Origin of the sequence: Shinella sp. (genome assembly GCF_035998705.1) — a bacterium.
In the GTDB taxonomy this organism is placed as follows: Bacteria; Pseudomonadota; Alphaproteobacteria; order Rhizobiales; family Rhizobiaceae; genus Shinella.
The window spans coordinates 614,925-635,545 of record NZ_DASYHH010000022.1; the positions used below are offsets into that span (position 1 = coordinate 614,925).

Consider the following 20,621-nt stretch of genomic DNA (forward strand, 5'->3'; position numbering starts at 1 on the left):
CTCTTCTTGCTTGGTTCTGTCAGGCGAAGACCACCTGGATATCGGTGTATTCGGCAAGTCCCTCTTCGGCGAACTCGACGCCGATGCCGGAGGCCTTCACGCCGCCGAAGGGCGCATTCGGCTGGATGGCGCCGTGTTTGTTGATCCAGACGGAGCCGCAGGCGAGCCGGCTCGCGACCTTCTTGGCGGCCGCGATATCGGAGGACCAGACCGAGCCGCCGAGCCCGTTCGGGCTGTCATTGGCAAGCCGGATCGCCTCCTCCACATCGGAATAGCAGACGATCGGTAGCGCCGGGCCGAACTGCTCCTCGTCGACCAGCGCATCGCCGTTGCGAAGCCCGGCAACGATGGTCGGCGGGAAGAACAGGCCCTCGCCCGGCTCGCCGCCGAGCAGCACCTTGCCGCGCCCCTTGGCATCTGCGACGAGCCGCGAAACCTTGTCGAACTGCATACGGTTCTGGATCGGCCCGAGAATGCTCGCCTCCTCCATGCCGTTGCCAACCGGAATGTTCTTCGCATAGGCAACGAGCGCATCGCAGACGGCGTCGTGGATCGACTCATGCACATAGAGCCGCTTCATCGCCGCGCAGGTCTGGCCGTTGTTGATGAAGGCGCCCCAGAAAAGGCCCTCGGCAATCTTCTCCGGATCGGCATCCGGCAGCACGATGCCAGCGTCGTTGCCGCCGAGTTCGAGCGTCAGCCGCTTCATCGTCTCGGCGGCGGACTGCATGACCTTCTGCCCCGTGGCGCAGGAGCCGGTGAAGACGATCTTGCTTATATCCGGATGCGCCGACATGGCGCCGCCGAGATTGAAGGCCTTGTCGTCGCCCGTCACCACATTGACGACACCCGGCGGCAGCACTTCGTTCATGATCTCGACGAGGCGCAGCGTCGAAAGCGGTGTATGGGGCGACGGTTTCACGACGACCGTATTGCCCGTGCGTAGCGCGGGAAGAATATGCCAGACGGCGATCATCACCGGGAAATTCCACGGCGTGATGGAGCCGACGACGCCGAGCGGCTTGCGGGTGAGTTCGATCCGGCCCTGCTCGTTGTCCTGCAACACTTTAACTGGCAACGAAAGCCCGGTCGTGTAACCCGCCCAGGCGACGGCACCGCCCACTTCCCAGCGCGAGCCGAGACCGTTCAGCGGCTTGCCCTGCTCCAGCGTGATGATCTCGGCAAGCTCTGCCGCATGTTCCTCGATCTTCGCCGTCACGGCGGCGCACGCGGCCTGCAAGGCCTCGTCACCCTGCGCCGACCAGGAGACGAACGCCGCCTTGGCGACGGCGACGGCGGCATCGAGTTCGGCACCGCCCATGTTCGGCGCGCGACCGACTTCCTCGCCCGTCGCCGGATTGAGCACGGCAAAGTCCGAGCCGACACTGGCCGGCTTGCCGCCGATGGTTGCCTTGAATTCCATCATTTCCGCCTCCTCCAAGGAACGGTCCACCTCCGGCGGACGCATCTGGTGGCAGAGAATAGGCGTTGGCGGAGCATCAGACTTGGACGGCGCCGTCCCGCCTCTTGGACAAAAGCGTCAATGGCAGCGCGCGACCGCCCCCGGCGTCGTGCCGTATTTCTTGCGGAACTCGCGGTAGAAATAGGAAAGGTCGTTGAAGCCGCAGTCGAAGGCGACGGCGGTGACGCCTTCCGCGGGCTGGTCCCCCTTGCGGGCGGAAAGCCGTGCATGGGCAAGCTCCAGCCGGCGGTTCAGCAGCCGGTGGCCGGGCGTTTCGCCCAGCGGCCGGAAATGCCGCTGCAAGGTGCGCTCCGGCACGTTGAGGCGGGAGGCCAGTTCGCGCGGGCCAAAGGTGGGGTCCGCGCGATGGCGGTCGATCATCGCGAGCGCTCGTGACAGCAGTGTCTCGGCCGGGCTGGCGGCGCCCATCACGCGCGTCGAATGCAGGTAGGCGCCCATCAGGCAGAGGAAGGCTTCCCCAAGCTGCGCCTGCGCGCCCTCCTCCATCAGCATCTTGGCGATGACCGCGCGCATGGCGAGCCAAAGCGGATCGTCGCGCGAGATCGAAAGCCCGCCGGTGCATAGCGTGCCGAAGCGGTGGACGATCTCGTCGCGCGGAATATGCAGCGACACCTGGTTCGAGCGTTCGCCGCGATAAAGGAAGGTGGAGGGCTTTACGGAGTCGACGAGGAACATGTCGCCGGGCGAGAGCTCCGCAACATGATCGCCCTGCTCGACGCGACACTGGCCGGCATCCTGCACCAGCAGGAAGAAATATTCGCCGGGATCCTGCCGGATGGAGCGGGTGTTGCGCGCGACTTCGGAGGCGTCCAGCGCCACGATCGCCGTATCGAATGGCCCGACGCGCCGCGTGGTGACGTCGCCATTGACCAAACCGCCCCGCCGCATCGGTTCCAGATCGAACGAGCCGCAGACCCGGCGGATCTCGGCTTCCAGAATTTCGACAGGGACCGGTTTGTGTCCCGGCGTCATCAGCGACTGCATCGCGCCCTCCCCGGCTCCAGCAGAATGCCCATTCTCCCAAAAAACTATCTCATCACAGTCCGCAGCGCTTGCCTATCGTCACTCTTTCGCAAGCACGGAAAAACTGCCGGCTTCCGCCGCCCGGCGCAGGCCACCGCAAGGCGGCTCGGCAAGGCCTTCCGAAGCGAGCCGGTCGAGCACCGCCACAACCCCGGCAAGCCCGCGCGCTTCGGCATAATGCATCGGCCCGCCGCGCCATCGCGGAAAACCGTAGCCGTGGATTTTCACGAGGTCGATATCGGCGGAGCGCAGCGCCACGCGCTCTTCCAGAATACGCGTTGCCTCGTTGACCATTGGGAGGATGACAGCATCTATAATCGACGCCTCATCCCACGCCTGTTGTGGCCGACCGGCAGCCTCTTCGGCGATGACCGCCGCCACGGCTTCGGACGGTTTTGGTGCGCGGTCGCCCGGCACATAGTCGTACCAGCCGCCGCCGGTTTTCTGACCGAAGCGCTCCATGGCGCAAAGCCGCTCGGCGACGGGCGCGAAGGCCGTTTCGCCGCGTTCGCGGGCGGCCTTGCGCTGGAAGGCGGCGATGTCGAGGCCGCCGAGATCCTGCGCCTCGAAAGGTCCCATCGGCAGGCCGAAGGCGCGCATCGCGGCGTCGACGGCGGATGGCGTCGCACCCGACAGGAGCAATCGCTCGGCCTGCGCCCGCGTCACCTTCAGGATGCGGTTGCCGATGAAGCCATCGCAGATGCCGGCGCGAACCGGGATTTTCCCGAGCTGGCGGGCGAGCGCAAAGCCGGTCGCCAGAACCTCCGGCGCCGTCGCCTCAGTCGGCACGATCTCCAAAAGCTTCATGACATGGGCGGGGCTGAAGAAATGCAGGCCAAGGAAACGCTCCGGCCGCGCAACACCTTCGCTGATCAGGCTCGGATCGAGATAGGAGGTGTTGGTGGCGAGCACCGCATCCGGGCGGCAGATCGCCGACAGTTTTTCGAAGACGGCGCGCTTCACGGCAAGGTCCTCGAAGACCGCCTCGATGACGAGATCCGTATCGGCAAGCAGGCCATAATCGTCACTGCCGGTGACGCCGGCCATTCGCTCCGCCGCGACCTCGGGCGTGATCCGGCCACGCTTCACGGAGCCGTCGAAGATCGCGCGGATATTGGCAAGCCCGCGCTCGACTGCGGCATCGTCCCGCTCGACGAGCACGACCGGCAGGCCGGCATCGCGCAGTGCCGCGGCGATGCCCGCACCCATCGTGCCCCCACCAATGACGGCGGCGGAGCGCAGGTCACGCGTCGTGACACCGGCAAGCTCGGGCGGGCGGGGTGCCGCGCGCTCGGCGAAGAAGACATGGCGCAATGCAGCCGCTTGCTCCGAGCCGCGGAGCGCCAGAAAGGTCTCGCGCTCGAAGGCCATGGCGCTCGCAAAATCCGTTTCGCTGGCCTTGCGGACGGAGGCGAGCGCGCGGAGCGGAGCGGCTTCGCGTTTCGCCTTTGCCGCGACGGCCTTTTCCGCGCCCTCCCAGAACCCGGCCTCGACCGCGGGGACGGCGCGGCCAGAGATCGGCTGCGGCAGGGGCTTTCCGGCAATCTCGTTTGCGAAGGCGATCGCACCGGCGCGCAGGTCACCATCGATCACCGCATCGACGAGGCCGAGCGCTTGCGCCTTCTTCGCCCCGACCGGACTGCCGCCCGCCACCAACTCGACCGCCGCCGCAGCGCCGATCAGCCGTGGTAGGCGCACCGTGCCGCCGGCGCCGGGGATAATGCCGAGCTTGACTTCCGGCAGGCCTAGGCTGGCGGACGCAACCGCCACCCGATAGGCACAGCCGAGCGCCACTTCGAGCCCGCCGCCGAGCGCGCTGCCATGGATCGCCGCGACCCAGGGCTTCTTCGCGCTCTCGATGCCCGCGACCACATCCGGCAGATGCGGTGGCTGCGGCGGCTTGCCGAATTCGCTGACATCCGCACCGGCGATGAAGGTGCGGCCGGCGCAGATCAGCACGACGACCTTCACCGCCGCATCCGCATCCAACTCCGCCACTGCCTCGACGAGCGCCCGGCGCAGCGCCTGCGACAGCGCGTTGACGGGCGGGTTGTCGACGGTGACGACGGCAATGGCGTTTTCGCGGGCGATGGTGACGGTCATGCTCTCATATTCCCAGATAAGCGGCGCGGATGCGTTCGTCCGCGATCAATTCGGCCGCGGGGCCGGACATGGTGATGCGCCCCGTTTCCATGACATAACCCCGATCCGCGACAGAAAGCGCGCCAAAAGCGTTCTGCTCGACCAAAAGCACGGTGACATCCAGCGCCTTCAGGCTTTTCACCACATCGAAGATCTGCGCAACGAGGATAGGTGCAAGACCCATGCTCGGCTCGTCAAGCAGCAGGCAGGAGGGACGCGCCATCAGCGCCCGGGCGATCGCCAGCATCTGCTGCTGCCCGCCGGAAAGGCCGCCCGCCGCAAGGTTGCGTTTTTCCTTGAGGATCGGGAACAGCACGAAGGCATCCTGCATGTCCCGGTCCACCTTGTCATCAGCGAAGAGATAGGCACCGAGGCGAAGGTTCTCCTCCACCGTCAGGTTGGTGAAAATCTGCCGGCCCTCCGGCGACTGGGCAAGGCCGCGTTTCACGCGGGCATGCGCCGGCACGGATGTCAGCGCCTCGCCACGGAAGAGGATGGAGCCCGACGAGACCGGCTGGATGCCGGAGAGGCATTTGAGCAAAGTCGTCTTGCCGGCCCCATTCGCGCCGACCACGGTGACGATCTCGCCGGAGGCCACCTCGAGGTCGATGCCGTGCAGCACCTCGATGCGGCCGTAGCGCGAGCGCAGCCCCTCAACTCTCAGCATTCTGCACCTCCGTCGCTTGCGCGCCGAGATAGGCTTCGATGACGCGTGGATTGCGCGATATCGCCGTGGGTTCGCCCTCGGCGATCTTCTCGCCGTGATCAAGCACCACGATATGGTTGGAAATGCGCATGACCATCTTCATATCGTGCTCCACCAGCAGGATCGACACGCCCTCGGCCGCGACCTGGGCAATGAGGTGATCGATCTCCTCCGTCTCGACCGCGTTGCAGCCGGCCGCCGGTTCGTCGAGCAGTAGCACGCGCGGTTTCAGCGCCAGCGCACGGGCGATTTCCAGCCGCTTCAATGCCCCATAGGAGAGCGAACCTGCCTCCTGCTCCGCGGCACGGCCGAGGCCGACACGGTCGAGCAGGGCGCGAGCGCTTACCTCCGATGCGTGGCTGCGGCGACGCGCGGCGGGCAGCGAGAAGAGATCGGCAAAGACCGAGCCGCGCTCATGCAGGTGATGACCGGCGACGGCGTTTTCCAGAACGCTCATCGACTGGAAAATCTGCAAATTCTGGAAGGTGCGCGACAGGCCGCGCCGGGCCAGCAGATGCGGCGGCATGCGGGTGACATCCTCGCCATCCAGCACAACACGGCCGCGCGCCGGCGCATAGACGCCGGAGATCATGTTGAACAGCGTCGTCTTGCCGGCACCGTTCGGGCCGATGACGGAGACGATCTCGCCGGGTTTCAAGGAGAAGCTCACATCGTGGACGGCGCGCAGGCCGCCGAAATCGATGCCGAGACCGTCGATCTGAAGCAGGCTCATTCTGCCCTCCCCCGGATGCGGCGCGCGATGGAGGGCAGCAGGCCCTCGCGCAGGAAGATCATGACCAGCATCATCACGAGACCGAGCATGAGCTGTTCGTATTCCTGGAAAACCGTCAGCACCTGCGGCAGCGTGGTGAGGATCGCCGCCCCCAGGATGGCGCCGAGCACCGAACCGGCTCCGCCGAGCACGGTCATCGTGACCATCTCGATCGAATGCATGAAGCCCGCGACATCCGGCGTGATGAACTTGTTCTGCAACGCCAGGAGCGAGCCTGACACCGAGGCATAGACCGCCGAGATGACGAAGGCGACGAGCTTGTAATGCGCCACATCCACGCCAACCGTGCGGGCCGCCACTTCCGACCCATGCAGCGCACGCAGCGCCCGGCCGGTCGGGCTGTGGTAGAGGTTGAGCGCCAGCCACGCACCGATCACCAAAACGAGGCCGGAAAAGGCGTACCAGAATTCGGTATTCGGCAGATCGATGCCGATCGACTTCAGCACGGCGCGCAGGCCGAGTTCCGGCACCGCCATGCCATCCGGCCCGCCGGTCAGTTGCGCCTCGTTCGACAGCACCATGGAGACGAGAATGCCGAAGCCGAGGCTGGCGACGGCGAGGTAATAACCCTTGAGGCGCAGGATCGGCCGGCCGACGAGGAAGGCGATGGCCGCCGAGACAAGCGCACCGAGCACGGCGGCAAGCGCCGGATGCAGGCCGAGATGAACCGGCGCCAATGCGCAGGCATAGGCGCCGATGCCGGCGAAACCGGCATGGCCGAGGCTGATCTGGCCGGCATAGCCGATAAGGATGACGAGCCCCGTCACCGCCAGGCCATTGACGAAGATCAGCGAGCCGACTCGGAAATAGTAGGAGGACGGAAAGAAGACCGGCGCGATCGCGATGACCGCGGCGAGGATGAGGAGCGTGGTCGCCTTGCTGGACAGCCGCATGGTCACACCCGGTCCGTCGACTTGCGGCCGAACAGGCCCTGCGGCATGGCGAAAAGCACCGCGAGGATGACGACGAAAGCCGCCGCATCCTTGTATTGCGAGCTGACATAACCGGCCGTCATTGCCTCAAGAATGCCGAGCAGCAGGCCGCCGACGAGCGCGCCCTTGGGGTTGCCCATGCCGCCGAGCATGGCGGCGGCAAAACCCTTCAGCGCCAGCGCAAGGCCGACATCGTAGCTCGTCAGCGTGATCGGCGTCACCAGCACGCCGGCGAGCGCGCCGATGGCGGCGGACATGGCGAAGGAGAGAGTCATCACATAATTGGTGTTGATGCCGACGAGCTGGGCCGCGACGCGGTTGTTGGCGGTCGCCAGCACCGCGCGGCCGATCAGCGTGCGCGTGAAGAACAGCCAGAGACAGAAGAAGACGGCAAGCGCCCCGGCAATGACCCAGAGGCTTTGCGGCAGGATGGTCGCGCCGCCGATGGCGATCGGCTGGTCGCCGGAAAAGGCCGGGAAGCGGTGAATCTGCTTGTCGAAGACGAGCTGGGCCGCCCCGCGGATGAAGATGGAAGCGCCGATGGTGATGATGATCAGCGAGACGACCGGGGCGCCACGCGCAGGTTCGATCGCCAGCTTGTTCAGCGCCACGCCGACACCCGCCGTCGCGATGATGGCGATGAGGGCGGCAAGCGGCAGCGGCAGGCCGGCGGCGGAGGCGAAGACGGTGATCATGCCGCCGAGCATGACGAACTCGCCCTGGGCGAAGTTCACGACGTCGGAGGCGTTGTAGATGATCGTGAAGCCGAGGGCGACCAGCGCATAGACGGCGCCGACCGTGATCCCGGACAGAAGGAATTGCGTGAGTTCGGGCATGGATGCCTCCGCGAGCCGCGCGATGGTTCCGCTGGCCCGCACCGCATGGCGCAGGCCGGCGGCACGAGGGGGTTATTCGACGATCTTCCAGCTGCCCTTTTCGATCTGCAACATGCGGAACGCCGACAGATCGAGGCCAAGGTGATCTTCCGCCGACATGGTCACCGTGCCCGTCGTGCCGACGAGGCCGGACGTGCCCTCGATCGCATCGCGGATCGCCGACGGCTCGGCGCTGCCTGCCCGCTTGATCGCATCGACGAGGATGCGCAGCGCGTCATGGGCATACCCGCCGAAGGTCGAGACCGGCTTGCCGGTGGCCTTCTCATAGGCTTCCTTGTAGGCGACGACCACGGCGCGCTGCGGATCGTTTTCCGGCAGCAGACCGGCGACGAGCAGCGCCGTGCCCGGCAGGCGCACGCCTTCCGCGGCTTCCGCGCCGGCCAGCTCGATGAAACTGTCCGAGGCGACGCCATGCGACTGGTAGAGCGGCAGGCCGACGGCAAGCTGCGCGTAGTTGCGCGTCACGATCGCCGGCCCCTGGCCGAAGCCGGGGTTCAGCACCGCCTGGATGCCGCCCTTGCCCTTGATGTTGGTGAGCTGCGGCGTCATGTCGGCATCGGTCGGGCCGTAGGTCTCGTCGGCCAGAACTTCGATCCCGTAGTCGCCGATGATCGCAAGGCACTGCTTACGCATCGAGGCGCCAAAACCGTCGGAACCGGAGATCAGGCCGATCTTGGTAAAGCCGTTCTTCTTCATGTCCTCGAAGATCTTGGCGCAGGCCATGCGGTCGGTGTGCGGCGTCTTGAAGGTATGAGGCTGGACGGGATCGATGATCTCGATGGCGCCGGCAAGCGAGATGAATGGCACTTCGGCATCCTCGAAAACGGGGATGATCGCCATGGAGGTGCCGGTCGTCGTGCCGCCGATCACGGCGACCACTTCGTCGTCCTCGAGGAGGCGGGTCGCGAAGGTGCGCGCCTTGTTCGGGTCGCCGCCATCGTCATACATGATGAGCTGGAGCTGCTCGCCATTGACGCCGCCCGCCGCATTGATCTCCTCGACCAGCATTTTCAGCGTTTTCGCTTCCGGATCGCCAAGGAAGGAGGCGGGACCGGTTTCCGAAATCGTGGCGCCGATCTTGATATCGGCAAAGGCGGGTGCTGCAAGGCCGAGGACCAGCGCGAGCGCCGTGGTGGTAAGCGAAAATTTCATGTCGGTTTCTCCTCCCAACAAAGACAAAGGGTTTAAGTCGAAGCTCCTCTCACGCCGCCACGGGGCGGCGCCACATCACCACGCGGAACCGGTTCGCGACGAAAGCCGTGTCCGTCAGGCTGGCATTGCCCGCGGGGTTCGCACCGGTGACGTGGAAATCGCTGAAGGCGGCGCTCTGGTTCACATAGATGCCGCCGGTCAGGTTGACCGAAAGATTGACGCCTGCCGTCGCGAAACGATCGGCGGCGGCAAGGATACGCGCCTCGTCGGTTTCGTAGAGAGCGGCGGTGATGGCGCCCTTGCGCTCGGCAAGATCGGCAGCGCGGTTCACGCCGTCGGTCACGTCATCGACCGCGACGACGAAGGTAATCGGCCCGAAACGCTCTTCCCCATAGGCCTCCGCATCCGCCGCATCGACGGCGAGAATCAGCGGGGTCGCAGTGCGCGCATCGTCCAGGCCCTCGATGGGCACGGAGTCACGCACGACGCGGCCGAGCGGCCGGCTCGTGGCAATGCGGGCGAGCGTCGCCGGATTGGCGATGGCGCCGCAGACACCGGCGGCGCGCGCCGGATCGGCCAGCAGGCCATCGGCGGCGGCGGCGATGCCGGCCGCGACCTCGTCAAAACTCTTGTGGCCCTCATCCGTCTCGATGCCGTCGCGCGGCACGAAAATATCCTGCGGCGCGGTGCACATCTGGCCGGAATAGAGCGACAGCGAGAAAGCGATATTGCCGCACATGCCCGCGAAATCGTCGGTGGCGCCGATGACGATGGAATTGACGCCCGCCTCTTCGGTGTAGACATCGGCATTGCCCGCATTTTCACGCACCCAGCTGCCAAAACTGTTGGAGCCGGTATAGTCGATGATGGCGACCGCCGGATGCTGCACGAGATCCTTGGTGATCTCGGCGCCGGGCGCGTCAGCGGCGAGCAGCACGATATCGGCCGTAAAACCTTCCTCCACCAGCACCTGGCGGGCGATCTCGACGGTGATGGCGAGCGGCAGGATCGCCGCCGGATGCGGCTTGACGATGATGGTGTTACCGGTCGCGAGGCTCGCAAAAAGGCCCGGATAGCTATTCCAAGTCGGGAAGGTGTTGCAGCCGATGACAAGGGAAACGCCGCGCGGCAGGATGCGCCAGTGTTTTTCCATGACGATCGGCGCGCCCTTGCCCTGCGGCTTGGTCCAGGCCGCCTGCGCCGGTATGCGGCTCATCTCGGCATAAGCATAGGCCACGGCTTCGAGGCCGCGGTCCTGCGCATGCGGACCGCCCGCCTGGAAGGCCATGGCGAAGGATTGACCGGTCGTGTGCATGACGGCGTTCGCCATCTCGAAACTGCGGGCATTGAGACGGGCGAGGATTTCGAGACAGATGCCGGTGCGCACCTCCGGCGCGGCAGCGGCCCATTGCGGCGCAGCGGCGCGCGAGGCCATGATCAGCATGTCGGCGGATGCGGCGGGATAGCTGATGCCGAGGGACGATCCGTAAGGCGAGACTTCCGCACCGACCGTGCCGTCCGACGGATGGTCGGGCAGGTCGAAGGCCCTGCCGCGCCGCGCCTCATAGGCAGCGATGCCGTCGTCCTTGGCGGTTTCGCCGTAGATCTTGCCGCTCGGCACTTCGGGATAGGCGGACCAGTAGTCACGCTTGGCGGCGGCAGCAAGGGCCGCTTGCAGCGTCGGGCGATGGCGCTCGAAAAGTCCGGTCATCTCTGGCTCCTCCCAGTCAGTGAATTTATAATTGACCGACCGTTCGGTTTATGCAAGAGTTTTTTTACGGTCGCCGCTGGGAAGGGTGACAGGGAGGAAAAATGTCCACATCCGACACCATTCTGTCGGCGCTTGCCAACGGTGTCCTCAGCCTCACGCTGAACCGCCCGGACAAGCTCAACGCCTTCAACGAAGAAATGCATCTGGCGCTGCGCGCCGGCTTCGAGCGCGCGCATGCCGACGAGAGCGTGCGCGCCGTGCTGCTGACCGGTTCCGGCCGCGGTTTTTGCGCGGGGCAGGATCTCGGCGACCGCGACCCGAAGAAGGGCGTGTCGGATCTCGGCCATACGATCGAGACCTATTACAATCCGCTGCTGCGCCTCATCCGCAGCCTTGAAAAACCGGTGCTCTGCGCCGTCAACGGCGTCGCCGCCGGGGCCGGCGCCAACATCGCCTTCGCCTGCGATATCACGCTCGCCGCCCGCTCCGCCCGTTTCATCCAGGCCTTTGCCAAGATCGGCCTCGTGCCGGATTCCGGCGGCACCTGGAGCCTGCCGCGCCTCATCGGCGAGGCGCGCGCCAAGGCGCTGACGCTGACCGCCGAACCGCTCGGAGCGCAAACCGCCGCCGACTGGGGCCTCATCTGGCGCGCCGTCGATGACGACACGCTGATGGAAGAGGCGACGGCGCTCGCCACCCGCCTCGCCGCCGGCCCGACCAAGGGTCTCGGCATGACCAAGCGCGCCATCCAGGCCGCTGCCACCAATTCGCTCGACGAACAGCTCGACCTCGAACGCGACCTGCAACGCGAGGCGGGCCGCAGCGCCGACTATGCGGAGGGTGTCGCCGCCTTCCTCGAAAAGCGCAAGCCGGAGTTCAAGGGCAAATGAGTGCCGCGAGCCTTTCTCCCCAGACGTTGGCCGAAGCCTGCGCCAAAGCCATGTGGGACGACGACAATGCCACCCGCCATCTCGGCATGGAGCTGATCTCCGTCGCCCCCGGCGAGGCGACGATCACGATGACGATTGCGGAAACCATGACCAACGGCCACGGCACCTGCCATGGCGGCTACATGTTCACGCTGGCGGATTCCACCTTCGCATTTGCCTGCAACACCTACAACCAGCGCACCGTCGCCCGGCACTGTTCGGTGACGTTCCTCGCGCCGGCTTTCCGGGGCGACCGGTTGACGGCGACGGCGCGGGAAGTCTCGCGCCGCGGGCGGGGCGGCATCTACGATATCCGCATCACCAATCAGGAGGGCGAGCATGTCGCGGAATTCCGCGGCCACTCGCGAACGGTCAAGGGCACCCATCTGCCGGAGTGAGGCAGACCATCCCGCATTCTCGGAGGAGATTTTATGGAAGACCTGTCCCCCCGCCCCGGCGAGCTCGAAGCGATCGAGACGGCGTCGCGCGACGAGATTTCCGCGCTGCAGCTCGAGCGCATGAAATGGTCGCTGAGCCACGCCTACGAGAATTCCCCCTTTTACCGCCAGCGCTTCGACGAGGCCGGCGTGCACCCCTCCGACCTCAAGACCCTGTCGGACCTCGCGAAATTCCCCTTCACCACCAAGAAGGACCTGCGCGATACCTATCCCTTCGGCATGTTCGCCGTGCCGCGCGAAAAGCTCGCGCGCATCCACGCCTCCTCGGGCACGACCGGCAAGCCGACCGTCGTCGGCTACACGAAGAACGACATCGACACCTGGGCGACCGTCGTCGCCCGCTCGATCCGCGCCTCCGGTGGCCGGGCCGGCGATATCGTGCATGTCGCCTATGGCTACGGCCTCTTCACCGGCGGCCTCGGCGCCCACTATGGCGCGGAGAAACTCGGCTGCACCGTGGTGCCGATCTCCGGCGGCATGACCGAGCGACAGGTCACGCTGATGCAGGATTTCAAGCCGCGCATCATCATGGTCACCCCCTCCTACATGCTCTCCATCCTCGACGAATTCCGCAAGCACGGCATCGACCCGCGCGAAAGCTCGCTCGCCGTCGGCATTTTCGGTGCGGAGCCCTGGACCAACGCCATGCGCGAAGAGATCGAGCAGGCCTTTGACATGCACGCCGTCGATATCTACGGCCTGTCGGAAGTCATGGGCCCGGGCGTCGCCAACGAATGCGTCGAGACGAAGGACGGGCTGCACATCTGGGAAGACCATTTCTATCCCGAGATCATCGACCCGGTGACGGGCGACGTGCTGCCGGATGGCGAGATGGGCGAACTGGTCTTCACCACGCTCACCAAGGAAGGCCTGCCGATCATCCGCTACCGCACGCGCGACCTGACGCGGCTCTTGCCCGGCACCGCCCGCGCCATGCGCCGCATGGAAAAGATCACCGGCCGCTCCGACGACATGATGATTCTCCGCGGCGTCAACGTCTTCCCGACGCAGATCGAGGAGCAGATCCTGAAATGTCGCGGGCTGGCGCCGCATTTCCAGATCGAACTGACGCGCGCCGGCCGCATGGACAACATGACGGTCCATGTCGAATGTACGCTGGAAGCCACCGATGAGGGCGCACGCGCGGGATCGGCCAAGGAACTCGCCCACCACATCAAGAGCGTGGTCGGCGTCTCCACCAGGATTCTCGTGCACGAGCCAGGCGGCGTGGCGCGCTCCGAGGGCAAGGCAAAGCGGGTGGTCGACAACCGCCCGAAAGAATGAATCTACGAAGTGTCGGGATAGCCCGGCACCGGATTGACTGTGTATAGGGAGGGCGGCCGCCCTCCCCGCGACCCGATCAGCCCGCAATGAGCAGAGCAGAACGACATGGCACGCACACGCGCAGTGGATTTCGAGGAAAAACAGCGGGGCATTCTCTCAAGTGCCGCGGCGGTGTTCGCCGAGATGGGCATGGAGAAAGCCTCCATGTCGCTGATCGCCTCGCACAGCAATGTCTCCAAGGCCCTGCTCTACCACTACTACCCGAGCAAGGACGCGCTGATCTTCGACATCGTGCGCACGCATCTGTCGGAGCTGGAAAGCGCAATCGAAGCCGCCGACCGCCCCGACGTCGCGCCGCAGGAGCGGCTGCGCCTGCTGGTGAAGGCCGTGCTGGCGAATTACGAGGGCCGCGACAACGAGCACAAGGTGCAGCTCAACGGCACCAGCGCGTTGTCCGAGACGCAGCTCGCCGAATTGCAGGCGATCGAGCGGCAGATCGTCAAGCGCTTCTCCGGCGTCATCCGCGACATCAACCCGGACCTCAACAAGGACCGCCCGCTCCTGATGCCCGTCACCATGTCGCTCTTCGGCATGATGAACTGGGTCTATATGTGGTTCCGCCCGAACGGGCCGATCACGCGCGACGAATATGCGGATATCGCAACGACGCTCATCCTTGAGGGCGTCAAGGCTGTAAGCTAAGACTTACACATCCTAATTGGCGCGCGTCGGCCGCGGCAGTGTACGTTCCGTCACCGGGCAACCGTCTTGGATCCTGGTCCAGGACGAGACATTGAGCTTCATCTCGCAACGCGCGAGATAGGAACCGCCATCGACCCTCAAGCAGGACGTCTGCCCGAGTTCGAACATGACACCGCGATTTCGGCATTTGCAGTTGTGAGCATCCGCCAGGGCGGGGATCAGGGCCAAAGCCAGACCGGGTATGAGCACTCCAATATGCATGGCCGATGCTCCGGATGAAGGCTGACAGAATACACCTCGACGACAATATCGTCAAAGTGGCTGCCAGGCGTGCGGCGATAAGCCGGACACAGCGCTGGAACTCTTATTCGCCATCCTTCTCCACATCCTTGCCCGTCGCCGCGACCGACTCCAGCCGCTCGGCAAACTCGCGCCGCAGTGTGCGGCGCAATTCAGCAGCCTTGTAGCGCCTGAGATCCGTGGCATCTTTCGGCTGCAGTTCCGGCACGCGCACCGGCTTTCCTGCGTCGTCCACGGCGACCATCGTGAAATAACAGGAATTGGTGTGCCGGCGCTGGCCGGAGCGGATGTTTTCCGCCTCGACGCGGATGCCGATCTCCATGGAGGTGCGCCCGGTATGGTTGACCGAAGCGCGGAAGGTGACGAGTTCGCCGACATGGATCGGCTCCTTGAACATCACCTGATCGACCGACAGCGTCACCGCATATTGCTGCGAATAGCGCGAGGCGCAGGAAAAGGCGACGCGATCGAGCAAGTTGAGCAGCGCACCGCCGTGGACCTTACCGGAAAAATTCGCCATGTCGGGCGTCATCAGCACGGTCATTTCCAGGCGGCGCGGGTCCATATGGTCACTCTCTCGTTTTGGCCACCATCGTCAGAACGTCGTACTGCGCGACCGTGGCACCGGTTTGATTGGTCACCTGGCAATCCCAGCGCACCTCGCCGTGCTCGGCATTGGCGCGCGGATTGATCTCCTTGCAGGTGAGCTGCACCTTCAGCGTATCACCCGGATTGACCGGTGTCAGGAAGCGCAGGTTGTCGACGCCGTAATTGGCAAGCACCGGACCCGGCGCCGGGTCGACGAAGAGGCCGGCGGCAAACGACACGATGAGATAGCCATGTGCCACGCGTCCGTCGAAGAACGGGTTGGCCTTGGCGGCTTCCTCATCCATGTGGGCGTAGAAGGTATCGCCGGTGAAGTTGGCGAAATGTTCGATATCGTCAAGCGTCACCGTGCGCGTCGCCGTGATGAGCTGGTCGCCGATCCGGAGTTCCGCCAGCGACTTGCGGAACGGATGCTCGCCGCCCGCCCGCGCCTCGGCACCCTGCATCCAGCGGCCGGTGACAGCGGAAAGCAGGGTCGGCGCGCCCTGGATGGCGGTGCGCTGCATGTAATGTTTGACGCCGCGCATGCCCCCAAGTTCCTCGCCGCCCCCGGCACGGCCGGGACCGCCGTGCACGAGGCCGGGCAACGGCGAACCATGGCCGGTGGAGGATTTGGCGCTGACGCGGTTGCCGATCATCACGCGGCCGTGGAACGGCGCAAGGCCGAGCACAACCTCTTCAGCAAAAGCCGGATCGTTGGTGAAAACCGAGGCGACGAGGCTGCCCTTGCCGCGCATCGCAAGGTCGACCGCCTCTTCCGCCGTGTCATAGGGCATCACGGTGCTGACCGGGCCGAAGGCCTCGACATCGTGCACCGCGCGAGCAGAACCCGGCTTGTCGCAATAGAGCAGCACCGGATTGAGGAAGGCCCCTGCCACGGCGTCGCCGGACTGGACGCTCGGACTATCAGGGTCGCCGGCGACGATTTTCGCATCCGCAGAAAGATCGCGAATGCGCGCGCGAACCTCCTCGCGCTGGTCGAGGCTGGCGAGCGGGCCCATGCGGACGGCTTCATCGGCCGGATTGCCGAGCGCCGTCTTGCCGAGGCGGGCGCGCAGGCTCTCGATCAGTGCCTCGCTAAAGGCGCGCGGCGCGATGACGCGGCGGATCGCGGTGCACTTCTGCCCGGCCTTCACCGTCATCTCGCGGGCAACTTCCTTGACGAAGAGGTCGAACTCTTCCGTGCCGGGCGCGGCATCGAGGCCGAGCACGGCGGCGTTGAGACTGTCGGCCTCCATGGTGAAGCGCACGGAGTTTTCGACGATCGCCTTGTGCGTCTTGAGCCGCCGGCCAGTCGAGGCCGAGCCGGTGAAGGTTACGGCATCCTGGCCTTCGACATGGTCGAGCAGATCACCGACCGAGCCGCAGACGAGCTGCACCGCACCCTCCGGCAGGATGCCGGTTTCCACGATACGGCGGACCATGAGTTCGGTGAGATAGGCCGTCTGGCTCGCCGGCTTGACGATGGCCGGAACGCCGGCCAGCAATGTCGGCGCCAACTTTTCCAGCATGCCCCAGCAGGGGAAGTTGAAGGCATTGATATGGACCGCGACTCCCTGCAACGGGCTCAGGATATGCTGCGCGGAAAAGGTACCGTCCTTGGAGAGCAGTTCCACGTCGCCATCGAGCAGCACGCGGGTGTTCGGCAGCTCGCGCCGGCCCTTGGAAGCATAGGAGAGCAGCGTGCCGATACCGCCTTCGATATCGACCCAGCTATCGGCGCGGGTGGCGCCGGTCGCGGTCGAAAGCGCATAAAACTCTTCCTTGCGTTCCATCAGCGCCTGGCCGATTGCCTTCAGCATGGCGGCGCGTTCGTGGAAGGACAGACGGCGCAGCGCCGGGCCACCCTTTTCGCGGCCATAGGCGAGCGCTGCCCTGAAGTCCACGCCGGTGGAATCGATGAAGGCGACCGGCGCACCCGTCGAGGCGTCGAGCAGCGGCACACCTTCCCGGGCGCCAGCGACCCACTGGCCGCCGACATAGCTTTCAAGCCGGCGCGGCCGGTTTGCCATGATGTTCATCTCACTGTCCTTTTAAGGCAAGCGCAGAAAGCTGCGCATCGACCTCCGCCCGCCATTCGGCAAGCAGGGTCTCGTTTTGCGTATGCCGCAGCCCGAAGCGCGACAGCGTCTCGAAGCGGGCCGAACCCGAATGGCCGAAGCTCGCGGCAACACGGGGATACCAGTAAGCGACGGAGCTTTTGGCCTTCGCATGGCCTTCCGCATCATCGACGATGCGGACGAGACCAGCGAGGCCGAGTTCGGCGTGCCGCGTCTCGCGCGGCAGGATGGCGCGGAAAACCTCGGCGAGCGGCTGATAGGAAACGCGCGCAAACTCCTTTATCTGCACGACGCTCGCCCGGCCCATCAGCACGTTCATGACCACGGCATCCACCCAGCCTTCCAGCGGATAGTGGAAGACGGAAAGCCGCATGTCGCCACCCTGCCGGGCCGCGCCGATATCCGCCTCGCGGGAAAGCCGCGCGGCCCAGGGATGATGCACGGCGTAGCGTCCACCATCCGCGCCGAAGGTTTCCATGATCGCCAGCACCTTGCCGGCGTGATCGGCCTTTTCCAGCACGATGCGGGCGGCGGAGATACGCTCCTGAATGCCCGGCGCATCGTTGATCACATCGGCAAAACCGGCGGAACCGGCAAGCTCGCTATCCACGAAGCTCGCCATCAGGCGCAGCAACTCTCCACGATAGCGCGGCGGCACATTGGCCGGCGACGTGAGCACGCCGCCTTGCACAAGATAATCCTCGATCGGCATCGTATCGGACATGCGCGTTCCCCCTACTGGTCGTAGCTGACGACGATGCGGTCGGTGAGCGGGTAGCACTGGCAGGTCAGGACATAGCCCTGGCGCACCTCGTAATCTTCCAGCGCGTGGTTGGTTTCCATCTCGACTTCCCCTTCCAGAACCTTGGCGCGGCAGGTGGAACAGACACCCGCCTTGCAGGCGTAAGGCGCGTCCATGGCATTTTCGAGCGCGGCATCGAGCAGGCTCTGGCCGTGCTTGGGGAACTTGAACATGCGCGTCGCGCCGTCGAGCGTGACGGTCGCCTCGCAGGCGGCCGCGTGATCGGCGCCGTTGGCCTGCTCCACCTTGCGACGCGCCCGGCCGGGCTGCGAGGAAGCAAAAAGCTCGAACTTGATCTGGTCATCGCGAAGCCCGTGCTCGCGCAGCGCTGCAGCGATGGCCAGCATCATCGGCTCCGGGCCGCAGATGAAGGCCGTCGTCACCGACTTCGGGTCGATCCAGTTCTTGAACAGCGCCGCGCATTTCGCGCCGTCGATGCGGCCGGTGAAGAGGTCGATATCCTGCGCCTCGCTCTCCAGCACATGCAGCACGGAGAGCCGGCCGAGATAGACGTTCTTCAGGTCCTCCAGCTCCTCGCGAAACATGATCGAGCTGATCTGCCGGTTGGCATAGACCAGCGTGAAGCGGGCGCGCGGCTCGCGGGACAGCACCGTCTTGATGATCGAAAGCACCGGTGTGATGCCGCTGCCGCCGGCAAAGCCGAGATAGTGTTTTGACACGTCCGGCTCGAGCGCCGTGAAGAAGGCGCCCATCGGCGGCATGGCCTCCAGCGTGTCGCCGGCCTTCAGGTTCTCGTTGACCCAGGTGGAAAAGCACCCGCCATCGACGCGCTTGATGCCGACCTTCAGCACACCCTCGTCCTTGCCGGCGCAGATCGAATAGGAGCGGCGCAGCTCTTCGTCCTCGAATTTGCGGCGAAAGGTCAGGTACTGCCCTTGCGTGAAATCGAAGACGGCGCGGTCCTCGTCAGCGGGCCGGAGCGTGACCACGACCGCGTCGCGCGTCTCGCGGCGAATATCGGTCACGGTCAGGGGATGAAAACGTGCCATGCGCGGGCCTCTCCCTAATGGGTTAGATGCACTTGAAATAATCGAACGGTTCCAGGCAGTCGGTGCAGCGATAGCTCGCCTTGCAGGGCGTCGAGCCGAACTGGCTGATCTTTTCGGTGTTCGTCGATCCGCAGCGCGGACAGGCAATCGTCAGGTTCGAGCGACCCGAAAGCCGGTCGATGCGTTTCATCAGCACGCCATCGACAGCCGTGCCGTCGATCGGCGGGGCGATGCCGTAGTCGCGCAGCTTCTCGCGGCCCTCGGCGCTGATCCAGTCCGTCGTCCAGGCGGGCGAAAGCTGGCGTTCCAGTCTCACCTTGGAAAGCCCCTTGTCCGCCAGCGCCGTCTCGATATCGAGGTTGATGATCGTCGTGGCGGGGCAGCCGGAATAGGTCGGCGTCACCGTCACCACCAGCGTATCGCCCCGCCAGGCAACATTGCGGATGATGCCGAGGTCGGTGAGCGAGATCACGGGGATTTCCGGATCCGGCACCTCAGCCAGCCAGTGCCAGACCTCATCGATCGAGGGACGCAGCGCCGGGTCCATGACCGCCTCCTACCAGGTGGCGCCCGGATAGGCGCGCTGGAGGAACTGCATCTCCGACAGGATGAAACCGAGATGCTCGGTGTGCACGCCGCGCCGGCCGCCCTTGTGCATGTAGCCGTCGGCGGGCTTCTTCAGCGTGCCTTCGGTAAGCGCTTCGGCCACGATCTCGTCCCAGCCGGCCTTGAGGCTCTGCGGCTCCGGGATGACGCCGGCTTGCACGAGTGCCGCATCCACCGCATCGCCGGCAAACATCTCGCCGGTATAGGGCCAGAGGTCGTCCAGCGCCTCCTGCATGCGGCGATGGCTTTCGGCGGTGCCGTCGCCGAGGCGGATGACGAGGTCGCGGCTGCGATCGAGATGGTAGGAGACCTCCTTGAAGGCCTTTTCCGCAATCTCGGCGATGCGCTTCTCGGTCGAGCCTTTCAGCGCCTTCAAGAGCAGGTAGTGCCAGGCATCGAACAGGAACTGCCGCATCAGCGTCTTGCCGAAATCGCCGTTCGGGCGCTCGACCAGCAGGATGTTGCGGAAGTCGTAACCGTCGCGCAGATAGGCAAGGTCATCGGCCGAACGCCCCTTACCCTCCACTTCGCCGGCAAGGCCGAGCCAGAGCTGCGTCTGGCCGATCAGGTCGAGCGCGGTGTTGGCGAGCGCGATATCCTCCTCCAATGCCGGCGCATGACCGCACCATTCGGAAACGCGATGGCCGAGGATCAGCGCGTTGTCGCCGATGCGCAGCAGGAATTCGAGGAGTGCGGCCTGATCGACCGCCGGTTCAAGTGCCGCGGCCGCCATCACATGTGCCCCACTTCATCCGGAATGTCGAAGAAGGTCGGGTGACGGTAGACCTTGGAGTTCGACGGGTCGAACAGCGGCCCCTTTTCCGAGGGCGCACTGGCGGTGATCTCGGCGGACCGCACCACCCAGATGCTGACACCCTCGTTGCGGCGCGTATAGACGTCGCGGGCATTGTTGATCGCCATCTCGGCGTCGGGCGCGTGCAGGCTGCCGACATGGCGATGGTTGAGGCCGTGCTGACCCCGGATGAAAACTTCCCAAAGCGGCCATTCGCTGGACATCGTGCTCTC

21 protein-coding genes are annotated in these 20,621 nt (G+C 65.3%); 4 read left to right on the top strand and 17 right to left on the bottom strand.

The genetic code is table 11. From position 1 onward, the window contains the following. Positions 1-19: 19 nt before the first annotated feature. The 9 genes from VGN93_RS19600 to paaN form a co-directional block, all read right to left on the bottom strand. Positions 20-1,426: an aldehyde dehydrogenase family protein gene (locus VGN93_RS19600; protein ID WP_319320411.1), complete on the bottom strand. Its 1,407-nt coding sequence runs from the start codon at positions 1,424-1,426 to the stop codon at positions 20-22. A gap of 114 nt (positions 1,427-1,540) precedes the next feature. Then, positions 1,541-2,467, bottom strand: a complete 927-nt coding sequence (locus VGN93_RS19605) for a helix-turn-helix domain-containing protein (RefSeq protein WP_327508746.1) — start codon at positions 2,465-2,467, stop codon at positions 1,541-1,543. Between the two features lie 78 nt (positions 2,468-2,545). Further along, positions 2,546-4,609, bottom strand: coding sequence for a 3-hydroxyacyl-CoA dehydrogenase NAD-binding domain-containing protein (locus tag VGN93_RS19610; protein WP_327508747.1), 2,064 nt, complete (start codon positions 4,607-4,609; stop codon positions 2,546-2,548). A gap of 4 nt (positions 4,610-4,613) precedes the next feature. Next, positions 4,614-5,315 carry an ABC transporter ATP-binding protein gene (locus VGN93_RS19615; RefSeq protein ID WP_327508748.1) on the bottom strand — a complete coding sequence of 234 codons (702 nt, stop codon included), beginning with the start codon at positions 5,313-5,315 and terminating at the stop codon, positions 4,614-4,616. Further along, complete coding sequence (locus VGN93_RS19620; RefSeq protein WP_327508749.1) at positions 5,302-6,087, bottom strand: ABC transporter ATP-binding protein; 786 nt, start codon at positions 6,085-6,087, stop codon at positions 5,302-5,304. Before VGN93_RS19620 ends, VGN93_RS19615 begins: the two co-directional genes overlap by 14 nt. Then, entirely contained in the window at positions 6,084-7,040 is a 957-nt protein-coding gene (locus VGN93_RS19625; protein WP_327508750.1) for a branched-chain amino acid ABC transporter permease, read from the bottom strand. The genes VGN93_RS19620 and VGN93_RS19625 overlap by 4 nt, the downstream gene beginning before the upstream one ends. 2 nt (positions 7,041-7,042) lie before the next feature. Continuing rightward, the gene (locus VGN93_RS19630; protein WP_319320393.1) at positions 7,043-7,915 is read right to left on the bottom strand and encodes a branched-chain amino acid ABC transporter permease; all 873 of its coding nucleotides are present in this window, start codon (positions 7,913-7,915) and stop codon (positions 7,043-7,045) included. A 72-nt stretch (positions 7,916-7,987) separates the two neighbouring features. Further along, positions 7,988-9,127, bottom strand: a complete 1,140-nt coding sequence (locus VGN93_RS19635) for an ABC transporter substrate-binding protein (RefSeq protein WP_327508751.1) — start codon at positions 9,125-9,127, stop codon at positions 7,988-7,990. A 49-nt stretch (positions 9,128-9,176) separates the two neighbouring features. Next, positions 9,177-10,838, bottom strand: coding sequence for a phenylacetic acid degradation protein PaaN (paaN, locus tag VGN93_RS19640; RefSeq protein ID WP_327508752.1), 1,662 nt, complete (start codon positions 10,836-10,838; stop codon positions 9,177-9,179). Positions 10,839-10,939: 101 nt separating this feature from the next. Here paaN and paaG point away from each other — a divergent pair, with 101 nt between their 5' ends. From paaG to VGN93_RS19660, 4 genes are all read left to right on the top strand, one after another. Continuing rightward, entirely contained in the window at positions 10,940-11,728 is a 789-nt protein-coding gene (gene paaG, locus VGN93_RS19645) for a 2-(1,2-epoxy-1,2-dihydrophenyl)acetyl-CoA isomerase PaaG (protein ID WP_327508753.1), read from the top strand. Then, complete coding sequence (paaI, locus tag VGN93_RS19650; RefSeq protein ID WP_327508754.1) at positions 11,725-12,165, top strand: hydroxyphenylacetyl-CoA thioesterase PaaI; 441 nt, start codon at positions 11,725-11,727, stop codon at positions 12,163-12,165. Before paaG ends, paaI begins: the two co-directional genes overlap by 4 nt. 33 nt (positions 12,166-12,198) lie before the next feature. Continuing rightward, positions 12,199-13,509 (top strand): phenylacetate--CoA ligase PaaK, encoded by a 1,311-nt coding sequence (gene paaK / locus VGN93_RS19655; protein WP_327508755.1) that lies wholly within the window; start codon positions 12,199-12,201, stop codon positions 13,507-13,509. 105 nt (positions 13,510-13,614) lie between these two features. Then, positions 13,615-14,211 carry a TetR/AcrR family transcriptional regulator gene (locus VGN93_RS19660; RefSeq protein WP_319320373.1) on the top strand — a complete coding sequence of 199 codons (597 nt, stop codon included), beginning with the start codon at positions 13,615-13,617 and terminating at the stop codon, positions 14,209-14,211. A gap of 12 nt (positions 14,212-14,223) precedes the next feature. Here VGN93_RS19660 and VGN93_RS19665 read toward each other — a convergent pair whose 3' ends face one another. The 8 genes from VGN93_RS19665 to paaB form a co-directional block, all read right to left on the bottom strand. Beyond that, entirely contained in the window at positions 14,224-14,472 is a 249-nt protein-coding gene (locus VGN93_RS19665; protein WP_327508756.1) for a hypothetical protein, read from the bottom strand. A 103-nt stretch (positions 14,473-14,575) separates the two neighbouring features. After that, complete coding sequence (locus VGN93_RS19670; protein ID WP_319320367.1) at positions 14,576-15,076, bottom strand: acyl-CoA thioesterase; 501 nt, start codon at positions 15,074-15,076, stop codon at positions 14,576-14,578. Between the two features lie 4 nt (positions 15,077-15,080). Next, positions 15,081-17,138 (bottom strand): phenylacetic acid degradation bifunctional protein PaaZ, encoded by a 2,058-nt coding sequence (paaZ, locus tag VGN93_RS19675; RefSeq protein ID WP_327508757.1) that lies wholly within the window; start codon positions 17,136-17,138, stop codon positions 15,081-15,083. 1 nt (position 17,139) lies between these two features. Further along, the gene (locus tag VGN93_RS19680) at positions 17,140-17,901 is read right to left on the bottom strand and encodes a Phenylacetic acid catabolic protein (RefSeq protein ID WP_327508758.1); all 762 of its coding nucleotides are present in this window, start codon (positions 17,899-17,901) and stop codon (positions 17,140-17,142) included. An 11-nt stretch (positions 17,902-17,912) separates the two neighbouring features. Beyond that, entirely contained in the window at positions 17,913-18,989 is a 1,077-nt protein-coding gene (paaE, locus tag VGN93_RS19685) for a 1,2-phenylacetyl-CoA epoxidase subunit PaaE (RefSeq protein ID WP_327508759.1), read from the bottom strand. A 22-nt stretch (positions 18,990-19,011) separates the two neighbouring features. Continuing rightward, on the bottom strand, positions 19,012-19,536 hold the full coding sequence (gene paaD, locus VGN93_RS19690; protein WP_327508760.1) for a 1,2-phenylacetyl-CoA epoxidase subunit PaaD: 525 nt from the start codon (positions 19,534-19,536) through the stop codon (positions 19,012-19,014). 9 nt (positions 19,537-19,545) lie between these two features. Then, positions 19,546-20,328, bottom strand: coding sequence for a 1,2-phenylacetyl-CoA epoxidase subunit PaaC (gene paaC / locus VGN93_RS19695; protein ID WP_414714114.1), 783 nt, complete (start codon positions 20,326-20,328; stop codon positions 19,546-19,548). Further along, positions 20,328-20,612, bottom strand: a complete 285-nt coding sequence (paaB, locus tag VGN93_RS19700) for a 1,2-phenylacetyl-CoA epoxidase subunit PaaB (RefSeq protein ID WP_168844029.1) — start codon at positions 20,610-20,612, stop codon at positions 20,328-20,330. The genes paaC and paaB overlap by 1 nt, the downstream gene beginning before the upstream one ends. Positions 20,613-20,621: the final 9 nt, after the last annotated feature.